This is a genomic window from Aequorivita sp. CRS11 (assembly GCF_059693805.1).
Genome location: NZ_JCATIG010000002.1, coordinates 122,905 through 146,813 on the forward strand (window position 1 = coordinate 122,905; position 23,909 = coordinate 146,813).

Below are 23,909 nucleotides of genomic sequence, written 5' to 3' on the forward strand. Positions count from 1 at the left end.
TTTTATGAAGTTTAAAAAAGTAAGTTACAAATTATTTTGTTTTTTTGACATGCTTCAAAACCAAAAAATTCTGTGGATTTATGCCGAGGCCCGAAACATTTTTATTTACAAACCGCACGGCCATATCATAAAACAAAGGGACAACGGGCGCTTCTTCGACAATAATGGAATCCATTTTGGTGTAATTCAATTTTCGTTCTTCAATATTTGAAATCTTCAGTGACTTTTCATAAATACTATCAAAAGTCTGATTTTTAAAGTGCATATAGTTTGGCCCATCGGGAGCAAAGTTGGGACTGTAAAAAAGCGAAAGATAATTTTCGGCATCGGGATAATCGGCAATCCAACTGGCGCGAAAAATATCGAGCTCACCGCTGCTTTTCATCTGTCGAAGTGTGGAAGGAGGCATTACATCTATAGTCACGGCAATTCCAAGTTTTTCAAGTTCGCGTTGCACATATTCGCATAAATCCAAATACTGACTGTTGGTACCGATTGTAATTTCAGGTTTAGAATCACCAGTTTCCTTTTTGTACTGTTCAATCAATTCTTTTGCTTTTTCCGGCTGATAGATATAACCGTCAATTTCAGCATAACCGGGCAAACCTTTGGGAATAAAACCGTGAATGGCGGGAATGCCCATTCCGTTGCGTAAATATGTTACCATTTTTTGGCGATCGAAACCGTAATTAATTGCCTGTCGCAATGTTTTGCTTTGTATTTCTGGGGTGTTTGTTCCCAGGAAATAACCCAGATATTCCGTGTTTAAATAGGGCCCTGTAACCATATAATACAAATCTTCGTACTTGGGTTGAAGTTCTCCGCGGGTAGTCAATAATTCATCTTTGTAACTACCATCCAAACCTGAAATAAAATCTAGTTTCCCCTGTGCGAATTGCAAAAACTCACTTTGCTTATCGGGCAAAAAAGTAATTGAAACGGCCTCCAAGTATGGAAGTCTTTCTCCGTTCTCATCTCTTTCGAAGTAAAGCGGGTTTTTTCGGAATACGAGCTTTACGTTTTCTTCCCACATTTTAAACTGAAAAGGTCCCGTGCCTACCGGGTTTCTTCGGAATTCATTGCCATAATATTCCACCGCTTCCTTCGGAACCACGGAACAATACCGCATGGTAAGCAATCCCAAAAATGCAGGAAAGGGCTGTTTTAGTTGAATTACAAAAGTGCTGTCATTTTCGGCCCAATATTTTTGAACATAATTCATCACCCAGCTTCCCGAGGAGGCAACCTTTTCATCGGTCAAACGGTCAAAACTGTAAACAAAATCCTGTGCCACAACTTTTCTCGTGTATCGAGGTGGCCCCGCGGAATCCATTTTTGCAAAAGCAATATTTTGATGAAAATAAACATCATTCCGCAGGGTAAATGTATAGATGTAAGTTGAATCATTAATAACCCAGCTTTTCGCAATATCAGGTTCAATATTTAAGGAATCATCCAGTTGCACCAAACCATTATAAAGTTGGTTATCCGGCCAGATAGCTTGCGGATTTCTTGCAAAAGCAGGATCGAGCGTAGGGATGTTTCCGTGTTCGTTGTAGCGGAAGACGAGATGGTCATTTTCGGTTTCTTCATTATTTCCACAGGAAATTAAAAAGAAGAGCACGCAATATTTTGAAATTCTTAAAATTTGATTTTTCAACGGCGCTATCATGTTTTTTCGGGAACCGATTTAAGTTTGTATTTTTGTGCCCTCATTTGCCAAAAATACAATAATGAACGCATCAAAAAAAGTCGCTTTTTATACATTGGGCTGTAAACTCAACTTCAGCGAAACTTCTACAATTGCAAGAAGTTTTGAGGGGGAGGGATTTGACCGTGTTGATTTTTCTGAAAAAGCTGATATTTATGTAATAAATACGTGCAGCGTCACAGAAAATGCCGATAAGCGCTTTAAAACAATTGTAAAGCAAGCACAGAAGGCCAATCCCAAAGCTTTTGTTGCCGCTGTAGGTTGTTATGCACAATTAAAACCACAGGAATTGGCAGATGTAGATGGGGTTGATTTGGTATTGGGCGCTACCGAAAAATTTAAGATTACCGATTACTTAAATGATCTTTCCAAAAACGATTTTGGCGAAGTACATTCCTGTGAAATTGAGGATGCCGATTTTTACGTTGGTTCGTATTCCATTGGCGATAGAACCCGTGCGTTCTTAAAGGTGCAGGATGGCTGTGATTATAAATGTACCTATTGCACCATTCCATTGGCGCGCGGTATTTCACGAAGTGATACTTTGGAAAATGTTTTACAGAACGCTGGGGATATTTCGGCACAGGGAATTAAGGAAATTGTTTTAACTGGCGTAAATATTGGGGATTACGGAAAAGGAGAGTTTGGCAACAAAAAGCACGAGCATACTTTTCTGGAATTGGTAAAAGCTTTAGATGAAGTGCAGGGCATTGAAAGGCTTCGTATATCTTCAATTGAACCTAATCTTTTGAAAAATGAAACCATAGATTTTGTTTCAAAATCGCGCACTTTTGTGCCGCATTTTCACATTCCATTACAAAGTGGAAGCAATGAAATTTTAAAATTGATGCGGCGTCGTTATATGCGTGAACTTTATGTGGAAAGAGTTGCGAAAATTCGTGAAGTAATGCCACACGCCTGTATTGGAGTCGACGTTATTGTTGGTTTTCCGGGCGAAACGGATGATCGTTTTTTGGAAACCTATCATTTTTTAAACGAATTGGATATTTCATATTTGCACGTTTTCACCTATTCCGAAAGGGACAACACGCCTGCGGCTGAAATGGAGGGTGTTGTGCCGATGAAGGTGCGAAACAAGCGCAGTAAAATGTTGCGCGGTCTTTCGGCGAAAAAGCGAAGGGCTTTTTATGAAAGTCAGCTTGGCACAACCCGAACAGTTCTTTTTGAGGGCGAAAACAAGGAAGGCTATATTCACGGTTTTACAGAAAATTACGTAAAGGTAAAAGCCCCGTGGAATCCGGAATTGGTAAATACCTTACAGCAAATTAAACTTACTGAAATTGATGAGGATGGATTGGTGCGGTTTGAGGTAGCTGAAACCGTTTTGGCTTAAATATTAATTCCCACTGGCAATAAATCTTTATACTTTCTGCGGTTTTTTCGCATAAATCCTGCAATTTCAGGGCTGGTGGGCACCAAGCTTATGCCACGGTTTTTTACTTCTTCAAAAACGGCTTTTATAAATATCTCCCTAAAACCTTGTTCTTCGAGATCTTCGGGCATTTCATATTTGGTGAGAAAAATTTTTCGGTCCTGCAAAGCATATTCTATGCGGGCCATATTGTCGCCAATTTCGAGTTCGAACTGTCTCAAAAATTCGTTGTCGGTAATTTCTACATCTTCAATCATTGGGAGTTATTTTAATTTGAAAAAGGGTATTTAGAATGCAGTGATATGGAATGTTTATTTTAAGATACGGAATATGGTAACTTAAAGTGTTATTATATACGCTACTTTTTGATGTTTGGTTTGTGTTCAAAGCAAATTATGACTGAAGTTATTCAGTTGTAAAGAAACAGTTTTATAATTCTATCTTTGTATCCGTAAATTTACGAATAATCTTTGGGCTTTGCCATTTTCTTCACAAAAGACTTATGAATTCTGAAAAAACACATATTTACTTTGTTCCAGGCATGGCTGCCGGAAGTGAAATTTTCCGGAATATTAAATTTCCCGAGAATTATGAAGTACATATTTTGGAATGGTTGATTCCAGAAAAAAATGAAAGTTTGGAAGCTTACGCCAAAAGAATGGCAAGCCGAGTAAAGGAGAAAGACGCTATCTTGATTGGAGTTTCTTTCGGTGGCGTAGTGGTGCAGGAAATGAGCCAGTTTTTAAAGTTGAGAAAGCTTATAATTATTTCTAGTGTGAAATCTCGCAATGAGCTTCCGCGGCGCATGAAACTAGCAAGTTTGACCAAAGCCTACAAACTCATCCCAACAAGCTTAGTTTTAAGTGCAGACGATTTGACGAAATATTCCATTGGACCAAAAACAAAAAAGCGACTGTCACTGTATCAGCAATATCTGCACGTTCGGGACAAGCAATATTTGGATTGGGCGCTTGAGAAAATGGTAAATTGGAGCCGAAGGGAAAAGATAAATAATGTGCTACATATTCACGGTGATAAAGATATGGTGTTCCCTTCAAAATATATTAGCGACTATGAAGTTATAAAGGGCGGAACACATATTATGATTTTGAATAAAGGGAGGGAAATTTCGCAAAAGCTTCTGGAAATTTTTGAAGAATAATTTGTTCTTTGATCAATAAAAATTGATGAATTAAGTATCTTTATTGAAAATATGATTATATGAAAATGATAGGTAAGATAGGGTTGGGCGTAATTATTGTTGCGGTTAGTGCCCTTAGCATTCATGCAGTGCAGGATGCCCCAACAGATGCAAATCTTGAAAAAAAATTGGTTAATGATTACAATGTATACGCTTTGCCACTGCCCGAAAAAATGGACTTCGCTGGTGAATCTGTGCCGCTTCACAATCCAGATATCCGCGAAAGGATGGATAGGGAGTTATTGGTAAACACTTACTGGCAATCCAACGGATTGCTGCTTTTTAAGCGAGCCAACAAATATTTTCCACAGATAGAGCCACTATTGAAAAAATACGGACTTCCGGACGATTTCAAATACCTTGCCGTAGCGGAAAGTGGTTTGGAGTACCAAAGTTCTCCTGCCGGAGCTTCTGGAATTTGGCATTTTATGAAGGGAACGGGATTGGAATATGGCCTTGAAATCAATGATTACGTAGACGAGCGTTACAACTTGGAAAAAGCTACAATGGTCGCTGCGGAATATTTAAAAAAATCAAAAGAGAAATTTGGAAGTTGGACTATGGCCGCTGCATCATATAATGCGGGTGTTGGGGGGATGAACAAACAGATAAACCGACAGAAAGAGACCAGCTATTACGACTTATTGTTAAATACCGAAACTAGCAGATATGTTTTTAGAATCTTGGCCTTGAAAGAAATTATGAGCAACCCCCAAAAATATGGTTTCAACTTTAGGGAAAAGGATCTTTACACAAATATCCCTACCTACACTGTAAAAGTGGATACACCCGTTGAGGATTGGTCGGAATGGGTAAAGCCTTACGGAATAAATTACAAAATTTTAAAACTTCACAATCCATGGTTGCGGGATACCTATTTGAAGAATGCTTCGGGTAAGGAATATTTTATTGAAATTCCCGAAAAAGGATATTATCAATAAAAATTATCTTAATGTAATATTTGAAACCCATAAAAGCGTAACGCTTTTATGGGTTTTGTTTTGAAGCAAAGTGCTCTTTGTCTTCGTATCCTAAGTTTTTCAGAAGCGAAATACCATTTAAAAACGAATTGTAGTTAAGCTCAAATGAAATTTCATACTTTTCATTATATGGGTGCAATACGCCACGCCTAACATCTACAATGCGTTTGTTTTCATCAATAAAGAAGGATGTGGGGAAGCCAAGACTGTGTTTCATTATCTCAACAATGTGGTCATTGGTGTTTTCTTTTTCATCCACGTATATTATATTGATCCTCTTGGAATAGTCGCGGGTAGATTTTCGCACATTTTCTTTTGAATCCCAAAAAAGCACCACAAAATCAATGTCTTTATAATATTTTTCAGCTATTTCGTTCAAGGCTGGAATTTCACCCACACCGGGCGTACACCAAGAAGCATATGTCATCAGGAAAATTGGCTTTTCAAACTTGTATAGCTCAATCTTTCTGCCGGAAAGTTTTCGAACTTTAAAATTGTCCAAATAACTCCCGTTAATTACATTATTTATAAGCGAATCAAATAGAAACTCTGCACGTTCAAAATCCTCTTCAGCGTAAGCTTTTTGTGAATTTTTCGTGTATTTTCTAATGTTTTTTCCAATCGCTTCAGAGAAATAATCGCCTTGCCCAATCTGTGATTGTGCTGAGAAGGAAACCCATAAAAAGAGATAAAGTAGTTTTCTACCCATAAGCAAAAGCTTTGGGCAAAGGTAGTCTATTTACTTGATTTACAGTAGTGTATTCGATAAACAGCCATTAAAAATCGATTAAATGCAATAGATAGAGATAAATACTATTAAAAAGAAAATAACTTAAAACCTTCTTCCTCCGCGGCTGCCTTTGCCAAATTGCTGTCTGGGCTGTCCCATCTTTTTCATTTGCTGTTTCATCATTTTTATTTGATCGTCCAGCATATTGTGCTTATCCAGTTTTTTCGCTTCAGTCATAAGCTGTTCAGCTTCGCGTTTTCGGTTTTTGGTCATTGCAATTCCGGCAAGGTTTAATTTTGTCATCGCCATATCTGCAGACATATTCAAACCTAGTTTTTCAGCTTTTTTAAAGTACTTTTCAGCTTCAACCATATTGGTTTGCGAAATCATCAGACCGTTTAGGTAATTGTAGTAACCTTCCTGTTTGGGTACCAAGGCCGCGTTTGGGTTCTTAATTTTATCCAACCATTTTTTGGCTCCAGGAAAATCTTGTTTCCGCAAGCGGAGAAATGCAAGCAGGATAATTTCATTTTTAAAATACAAGAGCACAAACATTAAGGAGAGCAAAATGAGCATAATACCATTGCCAATATTTGTTTCGGTGAATTGCCAAACAGCCGCGCCGATTACCAAAGCGGCCAAAACTAATTTTATATTTTTATTGAACATGAGTCGTCTTTAAAATGGGTGCAAAGGTATAAAATCTAAATGCTTTTTTGAATATTTTCTATATAGGATAGAAAATTATTTTTAGTAAAAGATGAGTAAAAGCCTTCTGAAACCTGAGGTATTTTATATTATATTTAGGAAGTAAAAAAAATACAGATATTTTCATAAAAAGGTTTGCCTAACTAAAAACTTGTTGTATTTTTGCACCCGACTTTTGAGGGAGTACTCCAAAAGTTTTTGAAAAAAGAAATTACAGAAGTTAAAGAATACTAAAATGAGCAAAAGAACATTTCAGCCATCAAAAAGAAAAAGAAGAAACAAACACGGTTTTAGAGAGCGTATGGCTTCTGTAAACGGAAGAAAGGTTTTAGCTGCCCGCAGAGCGAAAGGCAGAAAAAGACTATCTGTATCTTCTGAAGCCCGTCACAAAAAGTAATGTTGATAAATTATATATAAAAGGTGTTGTTTAACTAAGCAACACCTTTTTTTTATACCCTAATGCACCGTAAATTTGCGATACAAAAAAAGTAAAGAAAATGCCAAAAAATCCTTCTATTAAATCTGTTCTTATAATTGGCTCTGGACCTATAGTTATTGGTCAAGCTTGTGAGTTTGACTATTCCGGTTCTCAATCTCTTCGGTCTTTGCGCGAAGATGGAATAGAAACCGTTTTGATAAATAGCAACCCGGCGACCATTATGACGGATCCGTCTATGGCCGATCATATTTACCTACTTCCGCTTACCACAAAATCAATTGTAAAAATTTTAAAAGAGCACCCACAGATTGACGCGGTACTTCCAACGATGGGCGGACAAACAGCACTCAATTTGTGTATTGAAGCGGACGAAAAAGGAATTTGGAAAGACTTTGGGGTAAAGTTGATAGGTGTTGATATCAACGCAATTAATATTACCGAGGACAGAGAGGAATTTAGAGAGTTAATGGAGAAAATAGGGGTGAAAATGGCACCTCAGGCAACAGCCAACTCATATCTGCAAGGAAAGGAAATAGCTCAAGAATTTGGCTTTCCTTTGGTTATTAGGGCATCTTTTACGTTAGGAGGCGCAGGCGCTTCAATAGTTTATAAAGAAGAAGATTTTGATGAATTGCTATCGCACGGATTGGAAATTTCTCCTATTCACGAAGTAATGATTGATAAGGCGATGATGGGATGGAAGGAGTATGAACTTGAATTGCTTCGCGATAAAAATGATAACGTTGTAATTATCTGTACTATTGAAAATATGGATCCGATGGGCATCCACACCGGAGATTCCATAACTGTGGCACCGGCAATGACACTCAACGACCGCACCTTCCAAAGAATGCGAGATATGGCCATCCATATGATGCGTAGTATTGGTGATTTTGCGGGAGGTTGTAATGTTCAGTTTGCCGTTAGCCCTGATGATGATGAAGAAATTATAGCCATTGAGATTAACCCTAGGGTTTCACGTTCTTCGGCATTGGCTTCAAAAGCCACTGGATATCCTATTGCAAAAATTGCTACCAAGCTTGCAATTGGTTATACATTAGACGAGCTAAAAAACCAGATTACCAAGTCAACTTCTGCATTGTTTGAACCAACTTTAGACTACGTAATTGTAAAAATTCCACGTTGGAATTTTGATAAGTTTGAAGGCTCAGATCGTACCTTGGGACTTCAAATGAAGTCCGTTGGAGAAGTGATGGGCATAGGTCGTTCTTTTCAGGAGGCGCTCCACAAAGCTACACAGTCGCTAGAAATTAAAAGAAATGGAATCGGCGCCGACGGAAAAAGTTATACCAATTACGAGCAAATTCTCGATAAACTCAAAAACGCAAGTTGGGACCGCGTGTTCGTAATTTATGATGCAATCCAGATTGGTATTCCGCTGAGCAGAATTCACGAAATCACAAAAATTGATATGTGGTTCCTTCGCCAGTACGAAGAACTGTTTTTATTGGAAAAGGAAATTTCAAAATATACTTTGGAAACACTTCCGAGGGAATTATTATTGGAAGCTAAGCAAAAAGGTTACGGGGATCGTCAGATTGCACATATGCTGAAATGTCTTGAGAGTCAAGTCTACAAAAAACGTGAGGAAATGAACATTCAGCGCGTTTATAAATTGGTTGACACCTGTGCTGCAGAATTTAAAGCGGAAACACCCTATTATTATTCCACCTTTGAAAACGAAATGCAGCTTGAAGACCAAAAGCCTTATTCAGAAAACGATAGTATAGTAACCGAAAAGAAAAAAATCATCGTTCTCGGTTCGGGCCCAAATAGAATAGGGCAGGGCATCGAGTTTGATTATTGCTGTGTTCACGGTGTATTGGCGGCAGCCGAATGTGGTTATGAAACTATAATGATAAACTGCAATCCCGAAACGGTTTCCACAGACTTTGACGTTGCAGATAAACTGTATTTTGAACCAGTTTTCTGGGAACATATCTACGACATTATTCGTCACGAAAAACCCGAAGGCGTAATTGTTCAGTTGGGTGGTCAAACGGCTTTAAAACTTGCCGAAAAGCTTGACCGTTATGGAATCAATATTATCGGAACAACTTATAAATCTTTGGATTTGGCCGAAGACCGAGGAAGTTTCTCAACACTTTTAAAAGAAAACAACATTCCTTACCCAGAATTTGGAACGGCAGAAACTACTGAAGAAGCCCTTGCACTTGCAGACCAGCTTGATTTTCCGTTATTGATTCGTCCTTCCTATGTTTTGGGTGGACAAGGGATGAAAATTGTAATCAACAAAAAGGAATTGGAAGAACACGTGGTGGATTTACTACGTAAAATTCCGAATAACAAGTTATTGCTTGACCATTATTTGGATGGTGCCATTGAAGCCGAGGCAGATGCAATTTGCGATGGTGAAAATGTATATATTATTGGAATAATGGAGCATATTGAGCCTTGCGGAATCCATTCCGGAGACTCAAACGCAACTTTGCCACCTTTTAACATTGGTGAATTTGTTATGCAGCAAATAAAAGATCACACCCATAAGATTGCGAAAGCATTAAATACTGTTGGGTTGATAAATATCCAGTTTGCAATAAAAGATGATAAAGTGTACATTATTGAAGCCAATCCACGCGCCTCGCGTACGGTTCCTTTTATTGCGAAAGCTTATGGAGAGCCTTATGTAAATTATGCCACAAAGGTAATGCTGGGACATAACAAAGTAACCGATTTTGATTTTAATCCGAAACTGGAAGGTTTTGCTATAAAGCAACCGGTCTTTAGTTTCAACAAATTCCCGAATGTAAATAAACAATTGGGGCCCGAGATGAAGAGTACGGGCGAGAGCATACTTTTTATCGATAGTTTAAAGGATGATGCCTTTTATGATCTCTATGCAAGGAGAAAAATGTATCTGAGTAAATAATCAGATTTGTGTTTTTTTTTGTAAATTAGATAACTAACCTTTTGAGATATTCATTTATGAAAAAAATTACTTTGTTCTTATTTTTTATTGCAACGAATATTCTGATGGGTCAGAATGTTGTTGAAATTGCTTGGGGACAAGGTATCAATGAATCTGTGGCAAGCCCTACAATAGAGGTTGGAGATACTGTTCTGTGGATTTGGAATGATGGTTCACAAAAAAGTGTAACGGCTCTTCCCAATGGCACCGAAACCTTTAGCAGTGGCACACTTGATGGTTTAAATACTGAATTTTCACACACTTTTCAAAAACGAGGAGTAACGGAATATCAAAATGAATCAAATCCTTTGATGCGCGGAAAAGTTACCGTGGTTGGAAAACTTTCCGTAGAGGATAAATTCGTGAAAAACTTAAATTTTTATCCCAATCCCGTAAGAAATGAATTGATCATTTCTTCTATATTCAAAGTAGATAGTTATCAAATTTATAATGTACTTGGTACACTTGTTTCAGAAGGAAAGGGGTCGGGCATTTTGACTCAGGTAGATATGAGCCGACTGAACAGCGGTTTGTATTTTGTAAAAGTAACTTCAAATAACCTGCAGACTACGCTGAAAATTGCTAAAAAGTAATTTTTAAAATCTATTGACGATTAAAGTGTGGTGATTGTTCCTTTACCACATCATTAATGAAATATTTTGTGTCGCCCCAAAAGAAGAAGGTAGTAAAGCGTTCTACATAGCTTACTTTTACATAGCTGCCTTGATACTCCTTTTATCTATTACATCCTTCTCCTGATCTAAAACTGAAAAGGAAAAAATCTGTGCGCCGCTAATACCTTGACTGATTTCTCCTTCCCAGGTTTTTACAACTACGCCTTTATGGCTAAATTTAATAAGTTCTCCCGCTCTGGTCCCTTCACTATAGGGTACAAAATACACAAAAGCGAAGTAAAGCAAATAAAGCGCCAATAGGCTTCCCAGGATAATGATGAGTATTTTTTTCATAATTTCTTAATTTGAATCTTGTTCATCGTCGTTATTAACATTTGCCTTTTTTAACCACGAAGCCTTCATTTTATCCTTTGGTGAAATGCCCAATTCCTCAAGTTTGTTGATGTCCTTGATTAAATTTTGGTTACCTGTTAATTTTTTCATCGCTCCATCGTATGCGCTCTTTGTGGAAGCTATTCTATTTCCAACCGTTTCCAAATCGTCCAATAGAATTTTGAATTTGTGGTAAAGGCTACTTGCATGGTTGGCAATTTCCAACGCATTTTGTTGTTGCTTTTCGTTGCTCCACAGCGCGTCTATGGTCCGCAATGTTGAAAGAAGTGTGGTTGGACTCACCAACAATATATTTTTCTGAAAAGCAGTGTAAAAAAAAGAATTATCAAAATTTTGGGCCAAATATAGGGCTGGCTCAATGGGAATAAACATCAAAACGAAATCGGGAGATTGGATTCCGTGTAAATCCTCATATTTTTTTGAGCTTAATTGGGTAATATGATTTTTTAAGGATTGAACGTGGTCCTTTAAAAATCTTTCCTTTAAACCTTCGTTTTCTTCGTTTACGTATTTTTCATAAGCTGTCAAAGATACTTTTGAATCTATTATCATTCTTTTGTCATTGGGCAAATGGATAACAACATCAGGCAGCACTTTGTTCCCATCGACATCGGTATAGGATTTTTGGACAAAATACTCCCGATCTTTGACCAAATTCGATTTTTCCAATACGCGTTCCAAAATAAGTTCGCCCCAGTTTCCTTGGGTCTTGCTTTCTCCTTTCAGTGCCTTTGTAAGATTGTTTGCCTCTTCACTTATTTTCACATTCTGTTCGTTTAGGAATTGAAGCTGTTTCCCGAGTTCTGCGTGTCCTTTGATGAAATCTTCGTTGCTTTTCCCAACTTTTTCCTCAAATTCCTTGATTTTTTGATTCAAGGGTTTTAGTATTCCTTCAATATTTTCCTTGTTCAATTCCGTGAATTTGTGGGTTTTATCCAACAAGATTTTATTAGCAAGATTTTCAAACTTGTCATTGAAATCTTTTTCGAAATTTTTGAAGCGTTCCTTTTCCTTTTCAAGTTCGGAATACAAGGCTTCATATTCCGCGCTTTGGCGTGAGAGCTGCATGTTTGCCTGTTCTTTCTCTTTTTGTAAAGATTCCTTTTCCGAGACTAAAAGCCCCAAACGTTCGTTAAGTTTACCTTCTTGCAGTTGTGCGTTCTCAAGGCGTTCTTCAAGTTTACTTGTTTCGGTTTTACTTTTTAAACGAGCAAAGTAATGACCTAAAAATGCACCGATTAACAAGCAAATAGCAGCAAGTAAGAGAAATAGAAAAGTTTCGTTCATTGCAATAAATTTTAAAGTAAAGATACTTATTTCCTAATGGTAAAACGTCCGGTTTTTCCATCAAAATCTATGGTTTCTTTCGGAAAAAGTGAATCAAATCTTCCAGCTTCAATCAGTTTGCAGGGGTCGTCAAAATATGTTTCTCCTTTTGCCATCACGAGCATTTTGTCAGTAAGCTGAATGGCCAAATCTATTTCGTGGGTTGAAAAAAGAATTGTTTTTTTTGTTTCCGAGGCTAACTTCTTCAATAGTTTCAGGATATAGGCACGGTGATAAATATCCAAATGTGTTGTGGGTTCATCCAATATAATTAGTGGGGTGTCCTGCGCCAATGCTCTCGCTATCGCCACTCGTTGCATTTGTCCGTCGCTCAGTTCAAAACATTTTCTATTGGCCAAGGCTTCAGTTTCTGTTGCTTCCAGTGCAGATTGAATTGTTTTTTTATCTTCTTCGGAAAGCGAGCCAACCCAGTTTGTGTAGGGTTGTCTTCCCAAGGAAACCATTTCAATAACCGAGAGGTTTTTTGAGGTGGGTGCTTCGGTCAAAACAACGCTTAATTGTGTCGCCAATTGGAATGAGGAATATTCTTTTAAATTTTTTTCATTTAAAAATACCTCACCATTTAAAGAATTTTGCATTCCAGTCAAGGTTCGTAAAAGGGTAGATTTTCCAATACCGTTCGCTCCAACCAAACCAACCAATTCTCCTTTTTCAATTGAAAAATTGACTGTATCGGCAATTATCAGATTTCCTGTTTTTTTCACATAACCCACGGTAAGGTTTCGTGATTCCAAAATGATATTTTTTTTCTTTGAATCCATTTAGAAGAAAAGTTTTCGTTTTCGTACTAAAAGCCAAATAACCATGGGAGCGCCAACCAATGAGGTGATGGCGTTTATGGGTAATGTAAATTCACTGAACGGCAATTGAGCCAGGGTATCGCAGACCAGCATAAGCAATGCGCCACAAAGCAGAACGGCAGGCATTAAGACTAAATGGTTCGAAGATTTATAAAACTGGCGCACCAAGTGTGGCACCGCAAGCCCAACAAAGGCAATGGGTCCCACAAAGGCCGTAATGCTTCCAGCTAGAATGCTCGTAGCCAGTATTATTATAAATGTGGTTTTTTTGATGTGAAGCCCCATGCTTTTCGCATAATTTTCACCTAAAAGTAATGCGTTTAATGATTTGCTGCTAAAAATACTTAAAAGCAAACCTGCCAAAAAACAAATTACTAAAATAAAGACGCCTTGCCACGATTGGTTACCCAAACTTCCGAAGGACCAAAAAATGTATTGTTGAAGTTGTTCCGCATTACTGAAATATGACAAAACCGAAACTACGGCTGTTGTCACACTGCCAAACATCAACCCGATGATCAAAATGGCCATCGTGTCTTTTATTCTGAAAGTTACGGCTAGTACGGCAAGTAGTACCAAAAAACTCCCTAATGCGGAGGCGATTACCAAGCTCCACTGGCTTAATAATAGTGTTCCAAAAAATCCTCCAAATGCACTTGCACCCAAAATTAAAATGGCAACGCCTAAACTTGCGCCACTGCTAAGCCCTAAAACAAAAGGACCTGCCAAAGGATTTCTGAATAAGGTTTGCATCAACAATCCAGAAATTGCCAATCCGCCACCGGCGAGCATTGCCGTAATTGCTTTTGGTAAACGGTAATCCATTAAAATATAACGCCAAGTTTCTTTTGAAGCACCATTTCCTATAAAAACCGAAAATATTTCATCTAAAGGAATGGAGACTGAGCCCATACTTAAATTCACCAAAAAAACTGCAATGAGCACTAAAAACAGAACCAAAAAGTGAAACCGGTATGTTTGAGAAGTTTGCATTATTGAAGTTGATCAAAAAAGAAAATATTGTAGTCGGGCAGTAATTGAGGATGGAAAATTTTAATAAGATCTTTGAGGACTAAATCTGGTCGGTTAGGCGCCAATTCATAATAAACAACTCCACCCGTTTCCCCTTTTTTCAGGCTGTATGAATACACTTTCCCAGATTTGTAGGCATTAAATTGTGAATAGGCCTGACTTGCGTTTTTCATTTCCTCCAAACTTGTGAATTGTCCTGGGCCAATCCAAATATCGGCCTTATGACCTTTTTCAATAACAGATTCCAAATTTAGGGATAAACTTCCAGTACCCCCAGAATGTTTCCAAAGATAATCGCCATTTGCATCGGCAATAAACTGTGCTCCCCAACTATCGCCCTGCGGCATATACCAAACGTCTTTATACATTGCACCACTGATCACAGTTGGGGTTTCTTTGGCGTCGGAAGCTATTTTTTTAGCAGATAGATACTCGGTCTCTATATTTTTAAAAATACTGTCGGCTTCTTTTTCTTTATTGAAAAAGGCTCCGAAAAACTTAATCCACTCGGCTTTTCCCAAAGGTGACGTTTCGGTCCAATCTGAATTGTAGAGCACTGGAATCCCCATTTGTTGAAGGGTTGAGTATGCAGAATTATTTCCGTCCACGGCAAAACCAATAACCGCATCTGGACTCAGATCTATCAAAATCTCTGTATTCAAGTCTTCGTTTTTGCCGATCTCAGAAATTTTTCCTTCGGAAATTTTCTTTCGTGTTTCTTCTGAGGAAATATAATCCAGATTTGGAAAACCGATTAGAGCTTCCAATTCATTCAGCATTTCCAATGAAGGAATGTGGGTAGTGGAGGTGACCACAATTTGTCTCACGGGAACTTCAACCACAGCGTCATAATTTTCAGGATTTTTTATAGGAGTGTTTTTTTTAACTAAAGCATATTTAAACGTTTTGTCAGTTCCCGGCCAGGGCTTTTTTAAAGTGATAACCTTAAAATTTCCCAGCTCCTCAATTTCAAAACCCTCCGCATAGGTAACTGATACCATTTTTTGGGGTTGATTTTCAGTTTTTATTGGTTCGGAAGTATCGCCATTGTTTTTACAGGCAGTAAAAAAAATAAGGATGTTTATGAGGAAAACAATTTTTTGCATCCCCAAAAATAATGGTTTTGTTTGGGCGAACTAATATTTAAAACCTATTTTTGCCATGAATTTTGGTGAGCAGTTTTCCGTATCGTAAAACGCTCTTAAAAGGGAATTCGGTTAAAATCCGAAGCTGTTCCCGCAACTGTAAGTCGTCCCGAAGTATTTTCGGGCGTGCATGCTTCAAAAACCACTGTTCGCATATGGCGGATGGGAAGGTTGCACAAAAAGACAAGCCAGGAGACCTGCCTTATTCATAACATAAAACGTCAAACTTTCGGGATAAAGGTTGAATTATGAAGCAAATAGGTTTCCATATTATTTATATTATTTTTCTGGCCTCGGTTTCAGCGAATGCACAATTGGACAGTATCCAGCGGTTGCCCGAAGTAATGCTGACCGATTCAAAATTCATACACTTTTCAAAAGGATTTAAACTTGAAAAACTCGAAGATTCCATTGTGGAAAGAAATGCTGGCTCGCTAACGGAAACGCTCCGGTACAATTCAACAATTTATTTTAAGGAGAACGGATTTGGGATGGTATCTTCGCCTTCCTTTCGGGGTACAAATGCGGCCCAGACTGCCGTAGTTTGGAACGGAATCAATATAAACTCGGTATTTACCGGCCAAACCGATTTCAATGTAATTTCTCCTTTAAATTATGACGAAATTTCAATAAGAAGTGGCGGCGGTGGTGTACAATATGGTAGTGGCGCCGTGGGCGGGAGTATTCATCTGAATAATTCCTTTTCTTTTGAAAAAATGGATATTACGAAATTTGGGCTACGCTATGGTAGTTTTGCCACGTTGGGAGGTAATGCCAATACAACACAAACTTGGGGCAATCATTATTTAAATGTCGGTGTGGATTTTATCAGTTCAGAAAATGATTATGATTATGTGGGAAGGAATCAAAAAAATAATCACGGAGAATTTTTACGTTTTTCGGCAAAAATAAATGAAGCGCGTAAGCTGGAAAATGGTGTGGCAACCTGGAATTCGGAATATACGTATAACGACCGGAATTTTTCGGGAAGCTTAAATACTGTTGGCAAAGATGCCTATAAAGATATTGCTACGAGAAATCTTTGGCAAGTGCAACAAAAACTGGGTGCTTTTCAAACCAAGTTGGCAGCGGCACATCTTTTTGAGCAGTACCGTTATTTTCCGGATAGTAACAAACCGTTTTATGACGAAGGAAAAGCCAATACATTTATCAGCTTCCTTCAAGCAGAGATTTTTCTTCTTAAAAAGTTACGCTTAAACGGAAAGTTAGAGTACAATTATGTAACTGCCGAAGGTAGCAATGTGGGGAAAAATGACCGAAGAACAATGGCTGCAGTGCTTTTGTTGAATCATAAAGTTTCAAAAAAATTCACTTATGGATTTAACATCCGAAAAGAATTTTTGAATGATTTTGAAAATCCTTGGCTTTTTTCGGCCGATGCAAAATGGATAGTTTCAAAACAATACGCCTTTCGTGTGAACGGCTCAAAAAACTATCGAGTTCCTACGTTCAATGATTTATATTGGTACGCCGGTGGCAATGTTGAATTGCAGCCAGAAACTTCGTATCAAACGGAATTGGGGCAGGAATTTTCTTTCGGAAATCTTAAGGCCGATATAGCGGTTTATTATATTTCTTCAGAAAATTTAATAAAATGGATTCCCGGAAATGGCGGAATTTGGGAACCGATGAATATCCAAAAAGCCAGAAATTATGGTCTTGAGGTAGCCGTTGGTTATTTCATAAAATTAAAAAACCAACAAACATTGGATTTTAATGCAAACTTTTCCTATACGAAGGCAGAAGATTTGGAAAAGAAAAAACAGCTTATCTACGTTCCCATCCATAAGGCCAGCGGAACTTTGCAATACAATCTTAGAAAATTTGCTATTTACGCCCAGGGTTTGTTTAATGGTAAAGCCTATACCACCACCGACAATAGTGAAAGTGTTGCTGGTTATACGATTTTCAACTTTGGTGCTGAATATCACTTACCTTTTGATCCAAACATTACTTTTGGGGGAAGGCTTAAAAATGCTTTTAATACCTATTATGAAAATGTAGCGTTTAGGCCCATGCCCTCAAGAAATATTGAAATATTTTTAAACTTTAAATTATAATTAAAATGAAAATGATGAATAAAGTACTTTTTGCAGCAATTACAGCTCTATTTTTTATGTCGTGTAGCAATGACGATGATACTCCACCAGAATATGTGCCCGCAGCTTTTGAAAAGGGAATTTTAGTGACCAACGAAGGCCTCTTTGGAAATGGTAGTGGAAACATTACGTTTATCTCTGAAGATTTCAGTACAGTTACCCAAAATATTTATAGAACTGTAAACGGCACCGAACTGGGCAATATCGTACAGTCTATGGGGTTTCAAGATGACAATGCCTATATAGTTGTAAACAATTCAAACAAAATCATGATTGCCAACAGGTATTCCTTTGAAGCCGTTGATTCTATTAAAGCAGGAGTTAATAATCCACGCTACTTTATGGGGGCCGATGGAAGTAAAGGATACGTAACAAACTGGGGTGATCCCAACGATACCGCTGATGATTTTGTGGCAGTGTTAGATTTGCGTAACAATACAGTTTCATCAACTATTCCTGTTTCTTTTGGACCGGAAAGAATGGTTTCGTACAATAATAAAATCTATGTAGCCCACCAAGGTGGCTTTGGGCAGAATAACTTAATCTCCGTAATTTCAGGAAATACGCTTGAAAGTACAATTACGGTTGGCGATGCTCCAAACTCAATGGTAATTGCGGGCAATTCCCTATTTGTATTGTGTGGAGGTAATCCTAATTATACTGGAAATGAAACTGCGGGCTCCCTTGTGGAAATAAATCTTTCAAATAATGAAATTTCAAACACCTACACCTTCGGTACCGTTGAACACCCATCGAGCTTAACAATGGATGGAAGCAATCTTTTCTACTCTTTGGATGGAAAGGTTTACAGTTTAAACGTGGCTTCTATATCATTACCCGGTAATGATATTGTAGATGGCTTTTTCTATGCTTTGGAGGCAAAGGATGGAATGTTGTACGCTACAGATGCAGACGATTTTGCGAGTAGAGGTTCACTACTTATATATGATCTTTCAACAAACCAACAAGTCCAAAATTTCCAAACGGGGATAGTGCCCGGAGGCATTTATTTCAACGAATAATCTAACTTCAAAACATAAAAAACTCCGTTGAATCTTCAAAATTCAACGGAGTTTCTTTTTTTTAAAATCATTAATGTTAGTTACCAATCATTTTTCCGTAAATAGGAGAATCAGCATTACTGTCTGAAAATTCTTTTAAATACTGAACTCCTTTATTGGATGGCATAGGTCTGCCTGCAATTTCAAAAAGCGCAGCGGCAAGCAAGGGTTCATTTTCATCACCCAATTGTCCCAGGTTGAAATAATTTTCCTGTAATGGAATCTGCGGAAACAAACCTTCTGTAAAATCTGTGTTTCCAGCAGCATTAGCTGTTTTAAACACCAAAGGAAGCATGGCATAAGTATGGTTCGGATTTGCCTCACTTCTGCTAAACTGTGGTGCGGGAGCATCGTATAACAAAAACGAAGCTTGAAATTTTCCTGTGGTTGTATCACCTACTTGAACAGCATCTATATAGGGTTTTAGTCCGTTCAAAACCAATTCGCTGGCCGAAGCACTTCTTCTGGTGGTAATAATATAAACTTGTGAAAGATTTAAGCTGCTGATGGAACTTCCATTACTGATCGTATTGTCAAAAACACCATTTTCCGCATATTCAGGTTGTCTGTCTGCATTCCAAAATTCCTTATAAAAAACTTGACCGTTAAATTGTCCCGTAATCATACTAGCAAGATCGGTTGCCGTTTCTACAGAACCACCGCCATTGTATCTAAGATCGAGAACCAAGCTGCTCACTCCATCAGCTTTAAACTGAGCAAAGGCATTGTTAAGTTCGGTATCATAATCTTTTATGAAACCGTTATACATTAAATAGCCTATTTTGTTTCCGTTGACGGTTAGTGTTTCAGCTTTATATACAGGGTTTTCATTGTACTGTGTTTTGTTCAAAAGCGCAGTTTCTCCCGTAAGGGTAAAATCAGTCCCATCATAATTAGCGAACCCAATGGTATAACTGTTTGGCGCAAGCAAATCGTTGTAATTGTTTTCATTCAACTGTTGACCGTCTATTGTTGTAAAAATATCACCCCGTACCAAACCTTGTGATTGGGCATCGGTATTGGGAAGCACGTAGCGCACGTAGCCAAAAACATTCCCGCTGTTGTCTGGATAATAAACCAAGCCAAACTCCATACCGTTGCTTAGGGTTATACCACTAAGTGCATTCTCAATAAGTGTATAGTCGCTATAAAGATTGCTGAAACGATCTTGGGATGACAACAAATAGTCAAACAGAGTTTCTGGAGTTTGATAATTATTTAAAAAGTTATTTAGCTCATCCTGGTTGGCAAAAGCATCGTTGGCCAGTTCTGGACTGTCCGCTTTATATAGATAGAAATAATTAAGACCGCGGTAAATAAAATTCTGAATGTCTATGGTAGATGCAGGCTGAAGGTTGTCATCAGCATCTTCAAAACACGAAACAAAAAGTACCGAAACGATTAAAAGGGAAATGAAAATTCTTTTCTTCATAAATGGGTTTATTAAGGTATTCTTTTTAAACAGGTAAATTAGGGATTATATTGTAACGGTAAAAATATGCTTTTTTAGTCGAAATTATTTAGGGACTTTATACAGTCTAAAATTTTGTCGAAAATTCACGGATAAAATTTCAATGTAACAAAAACAGAACCTATTCGTCATTTAAATAGACGGCACCATAACCAACAACCAACCAAAATGGAAAAGACCGAGTTTATTACTTTAATAATGCCTTTTAAGGATAAGCTATACCGTTTGGCGAAACGAATTTTGGTCTCAAAGGATGAAGCTGAGGATGCAGTACAGGAAGTGTTTTTGAAATTGTGGAAAGGAAAGCAAAATATTGAGAATTATAAAAACCCCGAAGCATTTGCAATTACAATGACTAAGAATTATTGCTTGGACCGTTTAAAATCAAAACAGGCATCAAATTTGAAAATTGTACATAACAACTTTCAAACCTCAGAAAATATTGAAAAGAAAATTGAAGCGAATGACGGTGTTGAAATTGTTTTTAAAATAATGGAAACCTTGCCAGAGCAACAACGAATCGTTCTCCAACTACGCGATGTAGAAGAATTTGAGTTTTCAGAAATAGCGCAGATGCTTGATAGTAACGAAACCGCAATACGAGTGGCACTTTCCCGAGCCCGCAAAACAGTTAGGGACGCAATGATAAAAAATTATAATTATGGAGTCAGTTAAGATAAAAAAATTGCTTGAGGCCTATTTTGAAGGCACAACCACCCTTGCAGAAGAAAAATTGTTACAGGACTATTTTAACAATGAAAGGGTAGCTGATGATTTAATTCAGTACCAGCCAATTTTTGCAGGTCTAAAAGTAGCAAAAGCAGAACGCTCCACCAGAACGTTTGCCTTGCCTGAATCAAAACCACAAAGTAATAAAGTCTGGTGGTATTCCATAGCCGCAATGCTTGTTGTAGCGTTTGGGGTGGGTAGTTTTTATCTCTCACAACCCAATTACTCTCAAGAGGAAAAAGAAGCTCTGGCGGCGTTTGAAAAAAGCAAACAAGCAATGATGCTGCTCTCTGAAAACCTAAATAAAGGAGCGGAACAGCTTACCGTTGTGGGCCAATTTGGAAAAACAAAAAATAAAATTTTTGAATAATAAGTTTTAAAAATAAACAATAACTTAATAACACTTATAAACGATGAAAAAAATAGCAATAGTAATAGCACTGGCAATAGCGCCTATGGTTTCGTGGACTCAAAACGCTTTTGATTCCTTTGAAAACGAAAAAGATGTAACCTCTGTAGTGGTTACCAAAAATATGTTCAAACTTTTGAGCAAAATGGATCTTAATTCCACCGATCCGGAAGCGCAGGCATATCTGAAAATGGTAAACGATCTAGACAACATTAAAATTTTTACCACCGGTAATCCAGCCGTTTCACAAAAAATGGATGCCGCTGTGGCAAAATATGTTTCTACCTCTAAAAATTTAGGGGAATTGATGCGCGTAAAAGAAGATGGCAGAAATATAAAATTCTACAGCAAAGAAGGCAAAAATGAAAACTTTGTAAGTGAACTGTTGATGCATATGGATGGAATTGTGGACGGAAAACCCACAACCGTTATTATGAGCATCACCGGAAATATAGATTTAAAGCAAATCTCAAAATTGACTGAAGATCTAAAAGTTCCCGGTAGCGAAGAACTTAAGAATATTGACACCAAGAAAAAACAATAACGATGGCATCATTACTGAAATATTTTATGGCTTTAATATTGGGTGCACTAGCATTGGTCTCTTGTAGTGACAAGTCCTTGCAAAAGTATCTGGTTGAAAAGCAAGACGATGACAAATTTGTAAAAATGGACATAGCAGCTAGTTTGCTCCAGGGAAACACCGGCAATTTTACACAAGAAGAGAAAGACATTCTTAATACTATTAAAAAAGTGAATGTTGTTGCTTATCCTATTGTTGAAGGTGATACAGCCAATTATGAGATGGAACGCCAAAAGTTAAAAAACATATTAGACCAAGAGCAATACAAAGAGCTTACCCGCATTAAAAGCAATGACTGGAATGCAACTCTAAAGTATACAGGTGAAGAAGATGCTATTGATGAGGTGATTGTTTTTGCGAGTGATGATAATCGTGGTTTTGCGGTTTTCAGATTGTTGGGTGAAAATATGCGCCCGGACCAAATGTTGAAACTAATGAAATCTGCTGAACGAGGCGATCTGGACGTCTCTAAACTCGAAGGTTTTGGAAAAATATTTAAAGATTAAATTAGTTGATTAATAGTCGAAAAAGGCTTCTTCCTTCTCTTTGGTTGAAGCCTTTTTTATAGGTCTATTTTTTAAATGCCGGTGTAGTTTCCGGGCGTTATGTTTCTCATTTCCTGTTTAACGCTTTCAGGCACTTCCAGCGTTTCTATGAAATTTGCAATTGAAGTTTGGTTAATCCTTTCGTTGGTGCGCGTTAATCCTTTTAAAGCTTCATAAGGGTTTGGATAGCCTTCTCTTCTTAAAATGGTTTGGATTGCTTCGGCTACTACAGCCCAGTTATTCTCAAGGTCCTCTGCAAACTTCGATTCGTTCAACAATAATTTGTTCAAGCCTTTTAAGGTGGATTGAAAAGCAATAAGTGTATGCCCAATGGGAACACCAATATTTCTTAAAACGGTACTATCAGTAAGATCACGTTGTAATCTACTTATAGGAAGTTTTGCGGAAAGGTGTTCAAAAAGCGCATTTGCAATTCCCAAATTACCTTCACTGTTTTCAAAGTCTATAGGGTTTACCTTGTGTGGCATGGCGCTGGAACCAACTTCCCCTTTTTTAATTTTTTGTTTGAAATAATCCATGGAAACGTAGGTCCAAATATCCCTGTCCAAATCAATTAAAATATTGTTTATTCTTTTCAAACAATCAAAAAGAGCAGCCATATGATCGTAATGCTCAATCTGTGTGGTAGGGAAGGAGTGGTGCAACCCTAACTTATTTTGTACGAACTTTTTTCCAAACGCTCTCCAATCAATATCTGGATAAGCTACTTTGTGTGCGTTAAAGTTACCTGTTGCACCGCCAAATTTTGCAGCACTTTTTATATCGTTCATTAAATCAAACTGTTCCTCAATTCGCACTACAAAAACTTCTATTTCCTTTCCCAAACGGGTTGGAGAAGCAGGTTGTCCATGCGTCCGCGCAAGCATGGAAACTTCGGCCCAATCTTCAGAAAGTGCTTTCAGTTTATTTTTCACTTCCATCAAGAGCGGTACGTAAACGTTGTTGATGGCATCTTTCAGCGAAAGTGGAATTGCAGTATTGTTGATGTCTTGTGAGGTCAGTCCAAAGTGGATGAATTCTTTGTATTTCTGAAGATTTAAAGCGTCAAATTTTTCTTTTATAAAATATTCAACAGCTTTTACATCGTGATTGGTCACTTTTTCGGTTTCCTTGATTTTTATGGCATCCTGCACAGTAAATTCAAGGTACAAGTCTCTTAATTTTGAAAAGTTTTTTTGTTGAAAATCATTTAATTGGGGAAGTTCCAGTTCCACCAAGGCAATAAAATATTCAATTTCCACTTGCACGCGATAACGGATGAGCGCTTCTTCAGAAAAATAAGGAATAAGGCTGGATGTTTTTGATGCGTATCTGCCGTCTATTGGCGAAATGGCTTGTAATGCGTTGGTGTACATGGTTCAAAATTTAAAAGCGCAAAGATACGAAACACCAACGAGTTATAAAGAAAGGGTCTGGGTATAAAATTTTCCATTTCATTTTGATCTTCAGACTTAACGAAATGTCAACAAAATGCTTTTTTAAGATAATGGTTAGTTAAAAAAATAA

Annotated in this window: 22 protein-coding genes, 1 pseudogene and 1 riboswitch; of the genes and pseudogenes, 12 read left to right on the forward strand and 11 right to left on the reverse strand. The window is 37.6% G+C overall.

The features are described 5' to 3' along the window. Nucleotides 1-31 precede the first annotated feature (31 nt). Entirely contained in the window at nt 32-1,672 is a 1,641-nt protein-coding gene (locus AC58DT_RS03685) for an ABC transporter substrate-binding protein (protein ID WP_497215460.1), read from the reverse strand. A 61-nt stretch (nt 1,673-1,733) separates the two neighbouring features. Between AC58DT_RS03685 and mtaB the strand changes: the two genes are divergently transcribed. Beyond that, nucleotides 1,734-3,065, forward strand: a complete 1,332-nt coding sequence (gene mtaB, locus AC58DT_RS03690) for a tRNA (N(6)-L-threonylcarbamoyladenosine(37)-C(2))-methylthiotransferase MtaB (RefSeq protein ID WP_497215461.1) — start codon at nt 1,734-1,736, stop codon at nt 3,063-3,065. Here the strand turns inward: mtaB and AC58DT_RS03695 are convergent. After that, a complete protein-coding gene (locus AC58DT_RS03695) occupies nt 3,062-3,361 on the reverse strand; it encodes a GNAT family N-acetyltransferase (protein ID WP_062620971.1) in 300 nt (99 codons plus the stop codon). The two genes, mtaB and AC58DT_RS03695, sit on opposite strands and share 4 nt — an antisense overlap. A 245-nt stretch (nt 3,362-3,606) precedes the next feature. On the opposite strand from AC58DT_RS03695, the gene AC58DT_RS03700 reads away from it, so the two are divergent. Continuing rightward, entirely contained in the window at nt 3,607-4,266 is a 660-nt protein-coding gene (locus tag AC58DT_RS03700; RefSeq protein WP_497215462.1) for an alpha/beta fold hydrolase, read from the forward strand. Nucleotides 4,267-4,325: 59 nt separating this feature from the next. Beyond that, nucleotides 4,326-5,246 carry a lytic transglycosylase domain-containing protein gene (locus AC58DT_RS03705; protein ID WP_497215463.1) on the forward strand — a complete coding sequence of 307 codons (921 nt, stop codon included), beginning with the start codon at nt 4,326-4,328 and terminating at the stop codon, nt 5,244-5,246. Between the two features lie 46 nt (nt 5,247-5,292). Here AC58DT_RS03705 and AC58DT_RS03710 read toward each other — a convergent pair whose 3' ends face one another. Both AC58DT_RS03710 and AC58DT_RS03715 read right to left on the reverse strand, forming a co-directional pair. Then, nucleotides 5,293-5,994: a TlpA family protein disulfide reductase gene (locus tag AC58DT_RS03710; protein WP_497215464.1), complete on the reverse strand. Its 702-nt coding sequence runs from the start codon at nt 5,992-5,994 to the stop codon at nt 5,293-5,295. Nucleotides 5,995-6,117: 123 nt separating this feature from the next. Next, nucleotides 6,118-6,684, reverse strand: coding sequence for a DUF2892 domain-containing protein (locus AC58DT_RS03715; RefSeq protein WP_497215465.1), 567 nt, complete (start codon nt 6,682-6,684; stop codon nt 6,118-6,120). 274 nt (nt 6,685-6,958) lie between these two features. On the opposite strand from AC58DT_RS03715, the gene rpmH reads away from it, so the two are divergent. The 3 genes from rpmH to AC58DT_RS03730 all read left to right on the forward strand — a co-directional run bounded on the left by rpmH (nt 6,959) and on the right by AC58DT_RS03730 (nt 10,705). Further along, a complete protein-coding gene (gene rpmH, locus AC58DT_RS03720) occupies nt 6,959-7,120 on the forward strand; it encodes a 50S ribosomal protein L34 (RefSeq protein WP_068760675.1) in 162 nt (53 codons plus the stop codon). A 100-nt stretch (nt 7,121-7,220) separates the two neighbouring features. Further along, complete coding sequence (carB, locus tag AC58DT_RS03725; RefSeq protein ID WP_497215466.1) at nt 7,221-10,073, forward strand: carbamoyl-phosphate synthase large subunit; 2,853 nt, start codon at nt 7,221-7,223, stop codon at nt 10,071-10,073. 56 nt (nt 10,074-10,129) lie between these two features. Beyond that, nucleotides 10,130-10,705, forward strand: a complete 576-nt coding sequence (locus AC58DT_RS03730; protein ID WP_497215467.1) for a T9SS type A sorting domain-containing protein — start codon at nt 10,130-10,132, stop codon at nt 10,703-10,705. Nucleotides 10,706-10,715: 10 nt separating this feature from the next. On the opposite strand, the pseudogene AC58DT_RS03735 reads toward AC58DT_RS03730, so the two are convergent. From AC58DT_RS03735 to AC58DT_RS03755, 5 genes and pseudogenes are all read right to left on the reverse strand, one after another. Beyond that, nucleotides 10,716-11,080 (reverse strand): annotated as a pseudogene (locus tag AC58DT_RS03735) (6-phosphogluconate dehydrogenase). A 6-nt stretch (nt 11,081-11,086) separates the two neighbouring features. Continuing rightward, the gene (locus AC58DT_RS03740; protein ID WP_497215468.1) at nt 11,087-12,427 is read right to left on the reverse strand and encodes a DNA recombination protein RmuC; all 1,341 of its coding nucleotides are present in this window, start codon (nt 12,425-12,427) and stop codon (nt 11,087-11,089) included. A gap of 26 nt (nt 12,428-12,453) precedes the next feature. Continuing rightward, nucleotides 12,454-13,248 (reverse strand): ABC transporter ATP-binding protein, encoded by a 795-nt coding sequence (locus AC58DT_RS03745; protein WP_497215469.1) that lies wholly within the window; start codon nt 13,246-13,248, stop codon nt 12,454-12,456. Beyond that, nucleotides 13,249-14,280: a FecCD family ABC transporter permease gene (locus AC58DT_RS03750; protein WP_497215470.1), complete on the reverse strand. Its 1,032-nt coding sequence runs from the start codon at nt 14,278-14,280 to the stop codon at nt 13,249-13,251. Next, nucleotides 14,280-15,425 carry an ABC transporter substrate-binding protein gene (locus AC58DT_RS03755; RefSeq protein ID WP_497215471.1) on the reverse strand — a complete coding sequence of 382 codons (1,146 nt, stop codon included), beginning with the start codon at nt 15,423-15,425 and terminating at the stop codon, nt 14,280-14,282. Before AC58DT_RS03755 ends, AC58DT_RS03750 begins: the two co-directional genes overlap by 1 nt. 45 nt (nt 15,426-15,470) lie before the next feature. Continuing rightward, nucleotides 15,471-15,683, forward strand: a riboswitch (cobalamin riboswitch). Nucleotides 15,684-15,712: 29 nt separating this feature from the next. On the opposite strand from AC58DT_RS03755, the gene AC58DT_RS03760 reads away from it, so the two are divergent. Beyond that, a complete protein-coding gene (locus AC58DT_RS03760) occupies nt 15,713-17,545 on the forward strand; it encodes a TonB-dependent receptor plug domain-containing protein (RefSeq protein WP_497215472.1) in 1,833 nt (610 codons plus the stop codon). Between the two features lie 14 nt (nt 17,546-17,559). Next, nucleotides 17,560-18,606 (forward strand): YncE family protein, encoded by a 1,047-nt coding sequence (locus tag AC58DT_RS03765; RefSeq protein ID WP_497215473.1) that lies wholly within the window; start codon nt 17,560-17,562, stop codon nt 18,604-18,606. A 76-nt stretch (nt 18,607-18,682) separates the two neighbouring features. Here the strand turns inward: AC58DT_RS03765 and AC58DT_RS03770 are convergent, their stop codons facing one another. Then, complete coding sequence (locus AC58DT_RS03770; RefSeq protein WP_497215475.1) at nt 18,683-20,077, reverse strand: GFO_1087 family putative carboxy terminal peptidase; 1,395 nt, start codon at nt 20,075-20,077, stop codon at nt 18,683-18,685. Between the two features lie 207 nt (nt 20,078-20,284). Here AC58DT_RS03770 and AC58DT_RS03775 point away from each other — a divergent pair, with 207 nt between their 5' ends. The 4 genes from AC58DT_RS03775 to AC58DT_RS03790 are packed head-to-tail and all read left to right on the forward strand — an operon-like array spanning nt 20,285 to nt 22,343. Then, complete coding sequence (locus AC58DT_RS03775) at nt 20,285-20,791, forward strand: GFO_1088 family ECF-type sigma factor (protein ID WP_497215476.1); 507 nt, start codon at nt 20,285-20,287, stop codon at nt 20,789-20,791. After that, on the forward strand, nt 20,778-21,215 hold the full coding sequence (locus tag AC58DT_RS03780) for a PG0215 family putative anti-sigma factor (RefSeq protein WP_497215477.1): 438 nt from the start codon (nt 20,778-20,780) through the stop codon (nt 21,213-21,215). Before AC58DT_RS03775 ends, AC58DT_RS03780 begins: the two co-directional genes overlap by 14 nt. Nucleotides 21,216-21,258: 43 nt before the next feature. Continuing rightward, nucleotides 21,259-21,798 (forward strand): GFO_1090 family protein, encoded by a 540-nt coding sequence (locus AC58DT_RS03785; RefSeq protein WP_497215479.1) that lies wholly within the window; start codon nt 21,259-21,261, stop codon nt 21,796-21,798. 2 nt (nt 21,799-21,800) lie between these two features. Continuing rightward, nucleotides 21,801-22,343 carry a GFO_1091 family lipoprotein gene (locus tag AC58DT_RS03790; protein ID WP_497215480.1) on the forward strand — a complete coding sequence of 181 codons (543 nt, stop codon included), beginning with the start codon at nt 21,801-21,803 and terminating at the stop codon, nt 22,341-22,343. Nucleotides 22,344-22,414: 71 nt separating this feature from the next. Here the strand turns inward: AC58DT_RS03790 and purB are convergent, their stop codons facing one another. Beyond that, on the reverse strand, nt 22,415-23,758 hold the full coding sequence (gene purB, locus AC58DT_RS03795; RefSeq protein ID WP_497215481.1) for an adenylosuccinate lyase: 1,344 nt from the start codon (nt 23,756-23,758) through the stop codon (nt 22,415-22,417). Nucleotides 23,759-23,909: the final 151 nt, after the last annotated feature.

Bases quoted from the DNA above. Each gene is read 5' to 3' on its own strand.
- AC58DT_RS03685 (WP_497215460.1), bottom strand. From the start codon at position 1,672: ATGATAGCGCCGTTGAAAAATCAAATTTTAAGAATTTCAAAATATTGC.
- mtaB (WP_497215461.1), top strand. From the start codon at position 1,734: ATGAACGCATCAAAAAAAGTCGCTTTTTATACATTGGGCTGTAAACTC.
- AC58DT_RS03695 (WP_062620971.1), bottom strand. From the start codon at position 3,361: ATGATTGAAGATGTAGAAATTACCGACAACGAATTTTTGAGACAGTTC.
- AC58DT_RS03700 (WP_497215462.1), top strand. From the start codon at position 3,607: ATGAATTCTGAAAAAACACATATTTACTTTGTTCCAGGCATGGCTGCC.
- AC58DT_RS03705 (WP_497215463.1), top strand. From the start codon at position 4,326: ATGAAAATGATAGGTAAGATAGGGTTGGGCGTAATTATTGTTGCGGTT.
- AC58DT_RS03710 (WP_497215464.1), bottom strand. From the start codon at position 5,994: ATGGGTAGAAAACTACTTTATCTCTTTTTATGGGTTTCCTTCTCAGCA.
- AC58DT_RS03715 (WP_497215465.1), bottom strand. From the start codon at position 6,684: ATGTTCAATAAAAATATAAAATTAGTTTTGGCCGCTTTGGTAATCGGC.
- rpmH (WP_068760675.1), top strand. From the start codon at position 6,959: ATGAGCAAAAGAACATTTCAGCCATCAAAAAGAAAAAGAAGAAACAAA.
- carB (WP_497215466.1), top strand. From the start codon at position 7,221: ATGCCAAAAAATCCTTCTATTAAATCTGTTCTTATAATTGGCTCTGGA.
- AC58DT_RS03730 (WP_497215467.1), top strand. From the start codon at position 10,130: ATGAAAAAAATTACTTTGTTCTTATTTTTTATTGCAACGAATATTCTG.
- AC58DT_RS03740 (WP_497215468.1), bottom strand. From the start codon at position 12,427: ATGAACGAAACTTTTCTATTTCTCTTACTTGCTGCTATTTGCTTGTTA.
- AC58DT_RS03745 (WP_497215469.1), bottom strand. From the start codon at position 13,248: ATGGATTCAAAGAAAAAAAATATCATTTTGGAATCACGAAACCTTACC.
- AC58DT_RS03750 (WP_497215470.1), bottom strand. From the start codon at position 14,280: ATGCAAACTTCTCAAACATACCGGTTTCACTTTTTGGTTCTGTTTTTA.
- AC58DT_RS03755 (WP_497215471.1), bottom strand. From the start codon at position 15,425: ATGCAAAAAATTGTTTTCCTCATAAACATCCTTATTTTTTTTACTGCC.
- AC58DT_RS03760 (WP_497215472.1), top strand. From the start codon at position 15,713: ATGAAGCAAATAGGTTTCCATATTATTTATATTATTTTTCTGGCCTCG.
- AC58DT_RS03765 (WP_497215473.1), top strand. From the start codon at position 17,560: ATGAATAAAGTACTTTTTGCAGCAATTACAGCTCTATTTTTTATGTCG.
- AC58DT_RS03770 (WP_497215475.1), bottom strand. From the start codon at position 20,077: ATGAAGAAAAGAATTTTCATTTCCCTTTTAATCGTTTCGGTACTTTTT.
- AC58DT_RS03775 (WP_497215476.1), top strand. From the start codon at position 20,285: ATGGAAAAGACCGAGTTTATTACTTTAATAATGCCTTTTAAGGATAAG.
- AC58DT_RS03780 (WP_497215477.1), top strand. From the start codon at position 20,778: ATGGAGTCAGTTAAGATAAAAAAATTGCTTGAGGCCTATTTTGAAGGC.
- AC58DT_RS03785 (WP_497215479.1), top strand. From the start codon at position 21,259: ATGAAAAAAATAGCAATAGTAATAGCACTGGCAATAGCGCCTATGGTT.
- AC58DT_RS03790 (WP_497215480.1), top strand. From the start codon at position 21,801: ATGGCATCATTACTGAAATATTTTATGGCTTTAATATTGGGTGCACTA.
- purB (WP_497215481.1), bottom strand. From the start codon at position 23,758: ATGTACACCAACGCATTACAAGCCATTTCGCCAATAGACGGCAGATAC.